The sequence below is a fragment of the Acutalibacter caecimuris genome (assembly GCF_034335085.1).
GTDB lineage: Bacteria > Bacillota > Clostridia > Oscillospirales > Acutalibacteraceae > Acutalibacter > Acutalibacter caecimuris.
Map to the genome: position 1 here is coordinate 155,152 of NZ_JAWXXJ010000003.1, position 12,746 is coordinate 167,897.

A 12,746-nucleotide genomic window follows, 5' to 3' on the forward strand; every position below is an offset into this window, starting at 1 on the left:
AATGACTAGAGCAGAACGGGAAGCATACCCTGAAAAATCCTTTGATGGCGGCTATCATCTTTTCGCCAAAGAACGGCACCAAAAGCGTGTGCTGCAAAATCCTCAACGGGTTGCATATGCAGTGGAACAGTTTAACGCCCATGGGATCAAGTATGAGTTGAAAAACGAAATCACCGGACATTTTCACTGCTGGCGCAAATCAGACGGGAAGTTGTTTCAATTTTATGCGGGTACAGGAAAAATTCAAGGGTGCTCGTGGGGGCGTGGTATCCGTGCCTTAATTGGGATACTGGAAGGATGGGAAAATGGCCGCTGAAAAAGCCTTTGAGGGCCGCGTTAAGGACTATCTACAGTCCATGGGGATTTATCCTGCCGGATACCCTAAAGACCGCATGAAGGCCCCGCTAATGGGCTGGTACGTCAAAATTTGGGGCGGTGGATTCCAGAAAGCCGGGATTCCTGACTTGATTGCTTGCATTAACGGTATATCAGTATTTATTGAAGTTAAGGCTTCAAATGGTACACCGTCCGAACTGCAAAAGTTAAACATTTCCCGGATCAATGCCGGTAATGGGATCGCGCTTTTCCTGTACCCGGAAGGGTTTGACGATTTCAAGAAAATTGTGGAAGGAGTGATAGAGTGCAATTCTCACATAGCCGCATTGAACTGTTTGAAAGCTGCAAGCTCAAGTACAAAATGCGCTATCTGGACAGGATAAAGACCGATGCGCCCACCAATGCCGATAACGCCCTTATTCTGGGTACCGCCTTACATACGGGCATTGAACAGGACGTTGAAGCGGCAATAAAACAGTATTGTTTCAGCTATCCCATTATCACGGATGAACACATTAACGAGGTAATAAAGCTGGAAACAATCATCCCAATGGCAAAAGAGGTTTTGCCCCCTGGGGGGCAGTTTGAGGTACCGATCCGAACGCCGGATTTTGTAGGTTTCATTGATTATCTGGTACCTGTAGCAAGTGAAATCGTTGGGGAAGAAGCCTCATGGAATGGGGCCTTTTCTCCGATAGTTGAAGAATACTTTGACCTGTATGATTTCAAGTATTCCAACAATGCAGAGCATTACCAGGAAAGCGCTCAGCTCCATCTTTACAAATACTTTTGGGAGAAACAGAATCCGGGCAAGAAAATCCGTAACCTATATTTTCTGTTTGCCCCGAAAGTGACCCTTAAGCAAGGCGAAGATGAAAGCCTGTTTGCCTTTAGGCAGCGCATAAAGCATGAGTTAGACCGCGTTGCCGTAAGAACTATGTTTGTACAGTACGATCCGGGAAAAGTCATTGATTGGCTGCTGAAAGTGAAAACTACTTTTGAAGCCAAAGACTTCCCGCCGACAAAGAGCTATCTGTGCCGGTACTGTGATTTTCAAGAATATTGTGAGAAAGGATGGGACTACTTTATGCAGTTACCCGAAAACAAAAGACGGAATATTGAGGCCGTCACCAAGCGCACGATTTGGATTTATGGAGCGCCGTTCTCCGGCAAGACCACTTTCGCCAATGACTTCCCCGATCCCCTCATGCTGAATACGGATGGCAACTATAAGTTTGTGGATGCCCCCGTACTGCCCATTAAGGATGAAGTCAAGGTTGAAGGGCGGCACACTAAGCGCAAGCTGGCTTGGGAAATCTTCAAAGAGGCGGTTACAGAGCTGGAAAAGAAAGAGAACACTTTCAAGACCATCATAGTTGACCTTCTCGAAGATGCCTATGAGTATTGCCGCCGGTATATGTACCAGCAGATGGGCATTACCCATGAATCTGACGATTCTTTTAAGGCGTGGGACAAGGTACGGGGTGAATTTCTCAGTACCATGAAGCGGCTTATGAATCTGGACTATGAAAACATTATTCTCATTAGCCATGAGGATACCACGCGGGACTTGACCCGGAAAAGCGGGGATAAAATCAGTTCTATCAAGCCCAATATCCAGGATAAGGTAGCCGGTAAGGTAGCTGGTATGGTTGATGTGGTGGCCCGCGTGGTTTCAGATGATGGCAAACGCACGTTTAACTTCAAGTCGGATGAAGTGATTTTCGGCGGTGGGCGGCTTCATGTGGAAGAAACCGCTATCCCCCTCTCTGTTGAAGCCCTGTTTGCCGTGTATGACGATGCAAACAAGGGCAAGGGTAAATCTGCCCCTGCTGAGGACAAGCCCGCTACAGGCCGTAGACGGGGTAAGAAACAGGATGATGCTCCTTCTGAGGAAACTACACTCCCGGCAGAAGAAAAGCCTGTTAATGAGCCTGAGAGCGGCCCTAATAATGAATCCCCGGACACGTTGCCTAAGTGCCCGGATGCTGAGAGGATTTTCAAGCAGCATGAGGAAAGCGGCGGCGAAATCCCCCTTTGCAAGTCCATTGATGCGGGGCACCAATGCCATAGGGAAAACGGCCCTGATGGTTGCCCGCTGCTGAATACCCCCGCGCCGGAAACTGATCCGGCCCCGGATGCCGCCGAAGCTGACCCGCCCCGCCGTAGGCGCAAGGCCAGGGGGTAAGGCATGAAAGCCACGCTTTACTTAAAGGATGGCTCTACAAGCACCATATTCACCTTTAAGCAATTCCTGGACATGGTACAGGATTATATGGGGGACGATGTTGCAAAGTGGCTAGAGGGCCATTGCAGCGCCTTAGAAAAGGCCGCTGACCGTACCGCCGCCGCGATAGACACTGACCTTGCCAGCTATGAAGCAAGTCTTGAATCCAACGCCAGGGCTTTCCAGGATATCCAGGATGAAGCCGCCGCGATTATGAATGTGCTACAGGGTAAGCGGATCAACCGCGCGGCAATAACCTATAGCATACGCTTGATAGGGCAGATTATTTCTGATCAGATATAGAGAGGATGTTGTGCATGAATCCACCGCCCAACGGGGATTTTGGGAATTTCCAACCGTTGCTTGACGATTTTGTTGAAGCAATGCTCAGGGGCGGCTATAAGGCCCGCCACATGGCCCCGGATACGCCCAAGGCTACCGACTGTACCGCTGCCGCAAAGCTGGCTGCTGATACGGCAAAAATGCAGTACGATGCCTTTATCAAGGTAGGTTTTACGCCCGTACAGGCGTTTTCCCTATTAAAAATTCTGTTAAATAATGCAAAGAGAGGTAATTAACATGGCTGAAAACATTTGGGACAAGTTCGATTCTGAGTTCGACAGTGAGGAACTGGCAAAGGACATTGAGAACGCCGCCGATGGCGGCGGGGATTTTGAAGAAGTCCCCGATGATACCTATGAGGTGAAGATCACCACCTTGGAGCTGACCGAGAGCAAGACCCACAAGCCGATGGTGAAAACCGTCATGAAGATTTTGGACGGGCCGTATAAGGGCCGCTTGATCTTCTGGTACAAGGTACTTACTCAGGCGTTCATGTTCTCCAACAAGTACAAGAACGGCATGAACGACTTCCTTACCGGGCTGGTATCCGAGCTGGACAAACCCATGGAAATCCGCTTTAAGAACTGGAAGCAGTACCACACTCTGCTGCTGGATGTGATGGAAGCCATTGACGGCAACTTTGAGTATGCCGTGCGCAAGTGCCGGAACGAGAAAAACCCGGATTACACCGATTACTTCATTGATGAAGTGTACGCGCTGGAAGATTAACCGATAACTTCATCTAGGACGGGCCGGGGCAATGGGAAGCACATTGCCCCGAAACCCGTTTATATTGGAAGGGTGATAGCACTTGATTTTTTACGACTATGAGGTATTCCGCTATGACTGGATAGTGGTGTACATGGACACAAACGGCCGCAAAGAAACAGTTCTTCACAATGACCCGGATGCTCAAGAGAAATTCTATAGGGATCACCGGCGGGACATTTGGGTGGGGTTCAACTCCCGACATTACGATCAGTATATTTTGAAAGCTATCCTTTGCGGATTTAACTCCAAAGAAGTAAATGATTATATAATTGTCAAAGGTGAGCCGGGGTGGAAATTCAGTAGCCTTTTTAGGAAATTCCCCCTTTGGAATTATGATGTAATGCTTAATACAGATGTGGGGTTGAAATCGTTTGAAGGGTTCATGGGCAACGATATCAAGGAAACCTCTGTCCCATTCAACATTGACCGCAAATTAACGGACGAAGAAATTGCCGAAACGGTAAAATATTGTAGGCATGATGTTGAGCAGACCATGCAAGTGTTTTTGAAGCGGACAGAAGAATTTAACACTATGATGTACTTCATCAAACACTTTGGGTTAAGTATGGATTCTATATCAAAGACGAAACCTCAGCTTGCCGCTGAAATTTTGGGCGGCAACCGAAAAGGGGCGAGTTTCGGGGATGAATTTGATTTTCCGATACTTGATTGTCTGGAACTGAAAAAGTACAAGCATATTGCGGATTGGTATGCAAACCCTGACAATCACGATTACAGCAAAAAGCAGAAAAAGCAGATTGTGGCGGGGGTTGAACACACATTCGCGTGGGGTGGCGGCCATGGAGCAAGGGCGAAATATTCATCTTCCGGGGTGTTCTTGATTATTGACGTAACCGCTTATTACCCTTCTCTCCAAAAGAAATACCATTTTGGGTATAGGGTAATGAATCACCCTGAGAACTTTGAGTTCATCCACGACAGCAACATTGAATATAAGCGAAAAGGTGATAAAAAGGCCCGCCAGCCATTCAAAATAATGGATAATGCCATTTCTGGACAGATGAAACAAAAATCTTCGGCTTTGTATGATCCCATGAGCAATAATAGTATTTGTATAAATGGGCAACTACTCTTACTAGATTTAGTTGAGCATATTGAGCCGTACTGTGAGCTTATCCAAAATAACACCGATGGTATCATTGTAAAGTTGAAAGACTATGAGCACGATTTTGATATTCTGGATGATGTAGTGTATGAATGGGAGCAGCGAACAGGAATGAAGATGGACTTTGATACTTTCATAGGTACGATATACCAAAAGGATGTGAACAACTATTTGTTGGTCGATAGGCAGACGGGGGCAGTAAAAGCAAAAGGCGGCTATGTTATGAAGCTGAATGACCTAAGCTATGATTTGCCGATCATCAATAAAGCGCTGGTTGATTACATGATTAAGGGGATTTCCATTGAAAGGACAGTTTCAGAATGTCAAGACTTGCGAGAATTTCAACTTATCTCAAGGATTAGCAGCAAGTACACGCACATTCTTTATGGTGATACCGCAATTAAAGAAAAATGTATTAGAGTGTTTGCTTCACGATGGGGCAGTGATCCGGGGGTTCGGAAAGTTCATGCCAAAAGCGGAAAGCCCGCCAAGATAGCAAATAGCCCGGAGCATTGCTTCATATATAACGAAAATGTCAACGGTGTGGCGGTACCTTCCAGGCTTGATAAGGAGTGGTATATTAAGCTTGCAAAGAAGCGCTTAGCCGGGTTTGGGGTGGTGCAATGAAAACAATTTTTGTTAAGTGGGATACAGGCAATTTAACCCTGGACATTGAGCAATTCTTTCCCACTTCTCAGGCCAGAGTTAAAAAGCTGGTTAAAATAGTTAAACTGGATTGGGAGAACGGCGAAAACACCTTAGAGGATATCCGACTTTACCTGGAAGGGGAAGCCACACAAATTAGCTCTAACTTGTCTTGGATGGCACCAAAATTCAAGACCGCGCTTTCTGATCCAAAACAGGTTAAAGGAAATAAGCAAGTCAAAACAATGGCCGGATGGTACACCGCTGCAACCGCAAGAAAAAGACAACCTAAAGGCCCTGTTGAAATGGTATCAGCAGCTTGCCGCTATGACGTAAGAAGCGAGGTAAACCCCATGTTTTTCAAAGGATACATAAAGACAAAAAACAAAGAATCTCAGGAAAAGATTAAGGATAGAACTTCTTTTAGAACCTTAGAAGAGGTACAGGCTTTTCCTGAGTATGCAGGGGTTTTAACTCAAAACACAATGTTCGTTGATGTTGATGATTTTGAAGAATCTGAAATTCTTTTTGAAATTATCCAGCATTTCAAGTTAAAGTGCCGTGTCTATGCTACAAAACGGGGCAAGCACTTCCTTTTTAAGAACAATGGGATCAAGAGCAATAAGACCGCTAGTCCCTCTTGGAAAACGGCTATTGGGCTTATGGCCGATATCAAGCTAGGCTCAAAAAACTCCTATGAGGTTATTAAGTCTGAGGGGAAAGAGCGGCAAGTATTGTATGATACTGCTGAGAATGAAGAAGCCGATCCTGTTCCCCGTTGGCTCTTTCCTATAGAAACTTCCATGGAGTTTTTACACATGGATGATGGGGATGGGCGAAATCAAGCACTGTTTAATTACATTTTAACTTTACAGAGCAATGATTTTACGATTGATGAAATCCGCGAAACAATCAGGATTATCAACCAGTTTGTGCTTAGTGACCCCCTGGACGAAAAAGAACTAGAAACGATTTTGCGGGACGATGCTTTTAAGAAGCCGGTTTTCTTCAAAGAAAAGACTTTTCTCTTTGATAAGTTTGCGGCATATCTAAAAAGTAATTCGCACATTTTGAAAATCAACAATCAGCTTCACATATACCGGGATGGCATTTACATTAACGGTGCGGCAGATATTGAAAGCGAAATGATTAAGTTGATTCCCTCATTGAATCGTGCAAAGAGAGCTGAGGTATTGGCTTATCTTGATATAATGATCCGCGACAACACAAAACCGGCAGAAGCTAACTTAATTGCTTTTCAGAATGGGGTTTATAATGTGGCTGATGGCAGTTTTTCAGAGTTTACAAGCGAACACATTATCACCAATAAAATCCCGTGGAACTATGTGCCGGGGGCATACTCAGAGGTTGCGGATGGTGTTCTAAACCGCATTGCTTGTCACGATCCAGAAATCCGCGCCCTGCTGGAAGAAGCTATTGGCTATTGCTTTTATCGCCGAAATGAACTAAGGAAAGCATTTATCTTGACTGGCGGTAAACACAACGGTAAATCCACATTCCTTGCAATGGTGCAGAATTTACTTGGAGAGCAAAATATAGCCGCCCTGGATTTGAAGGAGCTGGGGGACAGGTTCAAAACTGCTGAGTTATTCGGCAAGCTGGCAAACATAGGGGACGATATAGGGGAAGAATTTATAGGAAACGCGGCTATTTTCAAAAAGCTGGTAACTGGTGACCGGGTATCAGTAGAGCGCAAGGGCCGTGATCCCTTTGAGTTCAACAACTATTGCAAGTTCCTGTTCTCTGCCAACAGCATACCCCGCATTAAAGACCGTACCGGCGCGGTGCTGGACAGGCTTATAATTATTCCCTTCAACGCTCAGTTTACCAAAGATCAACCCGGCTTTCAACCCTATATCAAGTATTCCTTGATGGAAGCGCCGGTAATGGAGTATTTGATAAACCTGGGCCTTGCGGGTTTGGATCGTATCATGTTAAACGATGGCTTTACTAAAAGCTCTAAGGTGCAGCAGGAACTACAAGACTATGAAGAAACAAATAACCCTGTATTGGCATTTATCCGGGATTGCAAGGAAGAAGATTTTCCGATTGAAAATGAACCTACCAATATTGTTTTCAAGCGGTATCATGAGTTTTGCCTTGCAAACGCCTTGCAGCCGCTAAGTAATGTAGAGTTTTCCAAACAGATTAAGCGGATAATGGGATTGGATATTGTTGATAAGAAAATTAACAACAAAAAGTGCAGGGTGTTTGTAAGAAGGAAAGGATGATTTAGCTTGCAAGAAAATAGTGGCACCCATTCTGTTTATGTGACTATGGGTGCAAGCAATCACACAGAGAGGGATAGGCACCCTGATGATTTTTACGCTACAGAACCCGCAGCTATAGAATTGCTTTTGAGCAAAGAAAAATTTGCACCTGAGATATGGGAATGCGCTTGCGGTATGGGGCATTTGTCCGAGGTTTTGAAAGCTCATGGATATAACGTCATTAGCACTGATCTAGTGTACCGGGGATATGGTGATCCTGAGCCGTTGAATTTTCTTTCCGAAACTTTGGAAGATTTTGAGGGTGATATTATCACAAATCCGCCCTATAAGTACGCTCTTGAGTTTGTAGAGCGGGCAATAGAAAGTGTAGCCCCTGGAAGAAAAGTGGCAATGTTTTTGAAGTTGCAGTTCTTAGAGGGGCAAAAGCGCAAGCAACTCTTTTTGAAGAATCCCCCGAAAACGGTTTATGTAAGTTCATCCAGGCTCTATTGCGCTAAAAATGGAGAGTTTGAACGATACAAAGACACAAAAGCTATCGCCTATGCTTGGTTTGTATGGGTAAAAGGCTTTATGGGTGATACTGTAATTAAATGGATTAACTGAAAGGATGATTAAAAATGGCAATCAAAGACAGCGGCGAACGCACACAGTTTGAGAGTGGAGCAATGCGGGATATGCACCAGGGCAAGGGCCGCATGGATTTATTACCCTGGGAAGCCTTGATTGAGGTTGCAAAGCATTGTGAGGAAGGGGCCGCAAAGTACGGGGAGCGGAACTGTGAAAAAGGTATTCCCATCCACAGCTTGATTGATAGCGGTTTCCGGCACTTAGCTAAGTACATGATGGGCATGGATGATGAACCCCATTTGAGGGCCGCAGCGTGGAACATTCTCTTTGCCCTGTACATGGAGATCAAACACCCGGAAATGCAGGATATTCCCACAAGGGCCGGGGATTGCCCCCCGGTCAATGAAGATAATTGGCGGTCGGATCGCCCCGAGGGGTGTTTCACTTGCAAGTACCAGTCCAAAGAGAGTTTCGAGCGCCCTTGTAACAGATGTATTCATAATGCACAGGAATACTACACGCCGGAAGAAAAGCCCAATCAAGCCGCTGTGCTGAACTGTAATACCTGTAAGCATTATCATGTCCCTACTGGGGAATATCCCTGTGCTGAATGTGATCCCGCTACTAAAAATCTGTTTGAAAGGAAGAATTGAGAAAATGACTGCTAAAGAACAATTCTCAGCCCTTATGCGGGGGTATATCCCGGATGAAATGTTTTCTTATCTAACATTCAGCGGTTATTTTGAAGCTCCAGCGGCCATGTCCCACCACGGGAACTATCCGGGCGGGCTATACGATCATTCTTACGCGGTGACAGAGAGCTTACTATTTTTGAGCAAGCGGCTGGGCCTTAAGTGGCAGGAAAAGCGCAGCCCCTATATAGTGGGTATGTTTCACGATTTGTGCAAGCTGGATGATTATAAGAAGGTCAACGGGGTTTGGCAGCGGGACGAAAAAGCCCGTCCTGGGCATGGTGAAAAATCCTGGCTCATGCTTGCATTACACATGGATTTGACAGAGGAAGAAATGTTCTGTATTCGCTGGCACATGGGAGCGTTTGACGATAAAGCCAAGTGGAAATGCTACACGAAAGCAATAGCGAGATACCCCAATGTGCTTTACACTCATACCGCCGATATGATAGCTTCTCAGGTAATGGGGGTTTGAAAAATGAACTTCAAAAGGCACAGCGGCAAGATCTTTGGGGTAACGCTGAATGCAGCAGAGCGGCGGGCAATCCGGCGTTATGATATGGGAATTGCCTCGCTTGAATGCGGGGGCAAGCTGGAAAGCGACAATGGTAATGGCGCTTTGATGCGTATTCTACCTGTAGCGCTCTACTCTGATAGTGTGCAAGATGTAGAAAAGGCCACGACTTTGACCCATGCACATTCAATTTCTCGTATTACTAACCTGTCATTTTGGTGCTTGTGCCAGGAAGTGCTTTTTGGTGCGGGAGTTAAAGAGGGTATCCGGGAAATCAAATGGCAATGCGCTCCACCTTTCAACCGTCTGCCCTACCTGGATACTCTGACCCGTGACGAAATCCGCAGCAGCGGTTATGTGGTGGATACGCTGGAAGCGGCCTTGTGGTGTATCCTCAAGACCGACAACTACCGGGATTGTGTGTTGATGGCCGTAAACCTGGGCGAAGATACAGACACAGTAGCAGCAGTGGCCGGGGGCCTTGCCGGTATCGCTTATGGTATTGGGGGCGAGAAGGGTATACCCGAGGAATGGATTAAGCAGATTCCCCGGCGAGAGTGGATCGCGAAATTGTGTGCAAAAGTTGAAAGTTAAGTTTCAAAAGCGGTTCATGATGAAGTTAAACATGAACCGATCTTCCACCTGATCTTGAACCGTTCTAAACCCTAGAAAACATTGGGTTTTTTCGGTTAAATCTAGTTAAAGTTCAAGGGGTACAAGATGAAATCAACTTCTTTTTAGAAAAAAGAAACAGTAAAAGCTTCCGGGAAATTTCCGGCAAAATAAGAATATATAAGGGATAAGGGCTTTCATCTTGAACCCGAGGAACCGAAAGCCGGAAACCCTAGTAAACTCTAAGGAAAACGAATAGTTATAAAAAACATTAACGCGGAACCGTCCGAGGGCCGAACAATCAAAAGAAAATGCTTGTATGCCCAGTGTTTTCTAGGGCTGAGCGGTTTTTTCGGACGGTTCCACATTAAAGATAATTATCACTGTATTTGAGGTGAGGCAATGAAAGTAAAGGACTACTTGCGGGAAATTCGGCGGCTTGAGGGCGCTATTACCCGCAATCAACAGGAAAAAGAAATCCTCTATGCCAAGCTGACCGGGCGAGCAATATCTTATGAGGGTGAGCGGGTGCAGACTTCCGGGGCCGGTGATCCGATGGCTGATGTTATCGCTAAGGTGATAGAGCTTGACCATGAGATCAGCGAACAGACGGTGAAGTATTTTGTCCGGCTGCATGAAATCAAGGAGCAGATAGAACAAGTAGGTAACGAAGAATTTGTTACCCTGTTGCATAAGCGTTACATAGAGGGCAAAAGCCTTGAGGCTATAGCAGTTGATATGAATTATACTTATCAACATACAAGGCGCTTGCACGGCTGGGCATTACAGGCTTTTGAAGAAAAATTTGCGGAAAAGATAGCAGAATATGAAAGATGCTACACAATGCTACATTCAGATGTGCTATAATGGTAGTGTGAGATAATCCGGGGGAAACCCCGGATTTTACTTTATCTTGGAGAAGGTGAGTTTGTGGGCAGGCCCAGGAAGTTTAAGACGGCAAAAGCGCTGGAAGAAGCGTGGGAAGATTTTAAGGTTTGGTGTGATAATCAATCGGTGCTGACCCATGAGTTCAGCGCTAAAAACTCCGAGTTTGTGAGTAAGGCGCTTAAGCGCAGTATCACATACACGATTGAGGGGTTTTGCGTTCATGTCGGACTGGCAAGGCGGGCCTTCTATGACACCTATGCAGATGATCCGCGTTTTTCGCACATTGTTACGCGCATGAAAGAAGAATGTGAGATTGATGCCCGCATGAAATTTGAATTGGGCATGATTGATCCGAAACTTGCCGCCCTTTGGATGAGCAAGCACGGGTACAGCACCAAGACAGAAAACAACGTATCGGGATCGGTGCCGGTAGTAATTTCCGGGGATGATGAACTTGAGGACTAGCGGCCAGCGGGTACACTTGCCGGAAGTGGTGGGCAAGGGGTATAAAACCTTCTGGAATTGGAAAGGCCGCTACAGGGTATGCAAGGGCAGCCGTGCCAGCAAGAAAAGCAAGACAACGGCTCTGTGGTATATCGTGAACATGATGAAGTACCCGGATGCTAACTTGCTTGTGATCCGCAAGGTATTCCGTACCCTCAAAGATAGCTGCTTTACAGAATTGAAGTGGGCCATAAACCGCCTGGGGGTACAAGAGCATTGGGAAATCAGAGAAAGCCCGCTTGAAATGACATTTACCAATCGGGACGGTAAGCAGCAGAAGATTTTCTTTCGCGGCCTGGACGATCCCTTAAAGGTAACATCTATCACGGTCGAGCATGGCTATTTATGCTGGGCCTGGATTGAAGAAGCCTATGAGCTGGGCAATGAAGATGATTTTAATATGCTGGATGAATCCATACGAGGTGCCATTCCCCCGGAAACGAAACTGTTTAAGCAGATAACTTTGACGTTTAACCCATGGAATGAACATCACTGGATCAAGAAGCGGTTCTTTGATAACCCGGACGCTCAGACCCTTGCAATGACTACCAACTACCTGTGCAATGAATGGCTGGATGATGCAGACCGCACAGTATTTGACACTATGAAAGCCAATAACCCCCGCCGCTACCGCGTGGCCGGTTTGGGGGATTGGGGCATAGTGGACGGTGTAGTGTATGAGAATTGGGAAGAAAAGGCATTTTCAGTGCAGGAGATCACCCGGCTTGCGGGCATTCATTCTGTGTTTGGCCTTGACTTTGGCTATACAAACGATCCTTCCGCGCTCTTTTGCGGTCTGATAGATCAAAGCAGCAAAACCCTTTGGGTATTTGATGAACTTTACCAACGGGGCATGAGCAATGAACTGATAGCGGAAGAAATCAGCAAGGCCGGGTATGCCAAAGAGCGTATCAAGGCCGATTGTGCAGAGCCAAAGAGTATTGACCGGCTTTATACTTTGGGCCTTTCCCATATTCAGAAATCCCGCAAGGGGAAGGATAGCGTAAATGCTGGTATTGACTTCATCCAGGACTATCACATAATCATTCACCCTAAGTGTGTGAATTTTATCACAGAGATAAGCAACTACACCTGGGATACGGATACCAAGACCGGCAAAAAGTTAAACAAGCCGATTGACGATTTTAACCACCTTATGGATGCTATGAGGTATGCCCTTGAAGATATCCTGATAGGGCCAACTTTCAGCTTTGATTAACAGGCTAGTAACAAGAGATCGCACAACGCCGCATTTCACGGGGCTTGTGCG

The 12,746-nt window shown here is 46.0% G+C and carries 15 protein-coding genes; all 15 read left to right on the forward strand.

Annotated features, from left to right (window positions below; all coding sequences use genetic code 11):
- Position 1 precedes the first annotated feature (1 nt).
- The gene (locus U8U01_RS03190) at positions 2-316 is read left to right on the forward strand and encodes a hypothetical protein (protein WP_322170257.1); all 315 of its coding nucleotides are present in this window, start codon (positions 2-4) and stop codon (positions 314-316) included.
- Positions 306-719, forward strand: coding sequence for a VRR-NUC domain-containing protein (locus U8U01_RS03195; protein WP_322170260.1), 414 nt, complete (start codon positions 306-308; stop codon positions 717-719). The genes U8U01_RS03190 and U8U01_RS03195 overlap by 11 nt, the downstream gene beginning before the upstream one ends.
- On the forward strand, positions 641-2,524 hold the full coding sequence (locus U8U01_RS03200; protein WP_322170261.1) for an AAA family ATPase: 1,884 nt from the start codon (positions 641-643) through the stop codon (positions 2,522-2,524). The genes U8U01_RS03195 and U8U01_RS03200 overlap by 79 nt, the downstream gene beginning before the upstream one ends.
- Before the next feature lie 3 nt (positions 2,525-2,527).
- Entirely contained in the window at positions 2,528-2,866 is a 339-nt protein-coding gene (locus tag U8U01_RS03205; RefSeq protein WP_322170264.1) for a hypothetical protein, read from the forward strand.
- 14 nt (positions 2,867-2,880) lie between these two features.
- Positions 2,881-3,141 (forward strand): hypothetical protein, encoded by a 261-nt coding sequence (locus U8U01_RS03210; protein ID WP_322170267.1) that lies wholly within the window; start codon positions 2,881-2,883, stop codon positions 3,139-3,141.
- A gap of 1 nt (position 3,142) precedes the next feature.
- Entirely contained in the window at positions 3,143-3,634 is a 492-nt protein-coding gene (locus U8U01_RS03215) for a DUF669 domain-containing protein (protein WP_322170270.1), read from the forward strand.
- Between the two features lie 82 nt (positions 3,635-3,716).
- Positions 3,717-5,429, forward strand: coding sequence for a hypothetical protein (locus U8U01_RS03220; protein ID WP_322170273.1), 1,713 nt, complete (start codon positions 3,717-3,719; stop codon positions 5,427-5,429).
- Positions 5,426-7,699, forward strand: a complete 2,274-nt coding sequence (locus U8U01_RS03225; protein ID WP_322170276.1) for a phage/plasmid primase, P4 family — start codon at positions 5,426-5,428, stop codon at positions 7,697-7,699. The genes U8U01_RS03220 and U8U01_RS03225 overlap by 4 nt, the downstream gene beginning before the upstream one ends.
- Positions 7,700-7,705: 6 nt before the next feature.
- Positions 7,706-8,302 (forward strand): NAD(P)-dependent oxidoreductase, encoded by a 597-nt coding sequence (locus tag U8U01_RS03230; protein ID WP_322170279.1) that lies wholly within the window; start codon positions 7,706-7,708, stop codon positions 8,300-8,302.
- Between the two features lie 14 nt (positions 8,303-8,316).
- Positions 8,317-8,919: a dATP/dGTP diphosphohydrolase domain-containing protein gene (locus U8U01_RS03235; protein WP_322170282.1), complete on the forward strand. Its 603-nt coding sequence runs from the start codon at positions 8,317-8,319 to the stop codon at positions 8,917-8,919.
- Complete coding sequence (locus tag U8U01_RS03240) at positions 8,870-9,433, forward strand: hypothetical protein (RefSeq protein ID WP_322170285.1); 564 nt, start codon at positions 8,870-8,872, stop codon at positions 9,431-9,433. Before U8U01_RS03235 ends, U8U01_RS03240 begins: the two co-directional genes overlap by 50 nt.
- Positions 9,434-9,436: 3 nt before the next feature.
- Positions 9,437-10,066, forward strand: a complete 630-nt coding sequence (locus U8U01_RS03245) for an ADP-ribosylglycohydrolase family protein (RefSeq protein WP_322170288.1) — start codon at positions 9,437-9,439, stop codon at positions 10,064-10,066.
- Between the two features lie 420 nt (positions 10,067-10,486).
- A complete protein-coding gene (locus U8U01_RS03250; RefSeq protein WP_322170291.1) occupies positions 10,487-10,951 on the forward strand; it encodes a hypothetical protein in 465 nt (154 codons plus the stop codon).
- A gap of 63 nt (positions 10,952-11,014) precedes the next feature.
- A complete protein-coding gene (locus U8U01_RS03255; protein ID WP_322170294.1) occupies positions 11,015-11,437 on the forward strand; it encodes a terminase small subunit in 423 nt (140 codons plus the stop codon).
- Positions 11,421-12,695, forward strand: coding sequence for a PBSX family phage terminase large subunit (locus tag U8U01_RS03260; RefSeq protein ID WP_322170297.1), 1,275 nt, complete (start codon positions 11,421-11,423; stop codon positions 12,693-12,695). The genes U8U01_RS03255 and U8U01_RS03260 overlap by 17 nt, the downstream gene beginning before the upstream one ends.
- Positions 12,696-12,746 lie beyond the last annotated feature (51 nt).

Coding starts and splice junctions, on each gene's coding strand:
- U8U01_RS03260 (WP_322170297.1), top strand. CDS start 11,421: ATGAACTTGAGGACTAGCGGCCAGCGGGTACACTTGCCGGAAGTGGTG.
- U8U01_RS03235 (WP_322170282.1), top strand. CDS start 8,317: ATGGCAATCAAAGACAGCGGCGAACGCACACAGTTTGAGAGTGGAGCA.
- U8U01_RS03210 (WP_322170267.1), top strand. CDS start 2,881: ATGAATCCACCGCCCAACGGGGATTTTGGGAATTTCCAACCGTTGCTT.
- U8U01_RS03225 (WP_322170276.1), top strand. CDS start 5,426: ATGAAAACAATTTTTGTTAAGTGGGATACAGGCAATTTAACCCTGGAC.
- U8U01_RS03215 (WP_322170270.1), top strand. CDS start 3,143: ATGGCTGAAAACATTTGGGACAAGTTCGATTCTGAGTTCGACAGTGAG.
- U8U01_RS03190 (WP_322170257.1), top strand. CDS start 2: ATGACTAGAGCAGAACGGGAAGCATACCCTGAAAAATCCTTTGATGGC.
- U8U01_RS03250 (WP_322170291.1), top strand. CDS start 10,487: ATGAAAGTAAAGGACTACTTGCGGGAAATTCGGCGGCTTGAGGGCGCT.
- U8U01_RS03205 (WP_322170264.1), top strand. CDS start 2,528: ATGAAAGCCACGCTTTACTTAAAGGATGGCTCTACAAGCACCATATTC.
- U8U01_RS03195 (WP_322170260.1), top strand. CDS start 306: ATGGCCGCTGAAAAAGCCTTTGAGGGCCGCGTTAAGGACTATCTACAG.
- U8U01_RS03245 (WP_322170288.1), top strand. CDS start 9,437: ATGAACTTCAAAAGGCACAGCGGCAAGATCTTTGGGGTAACGCTGAAT.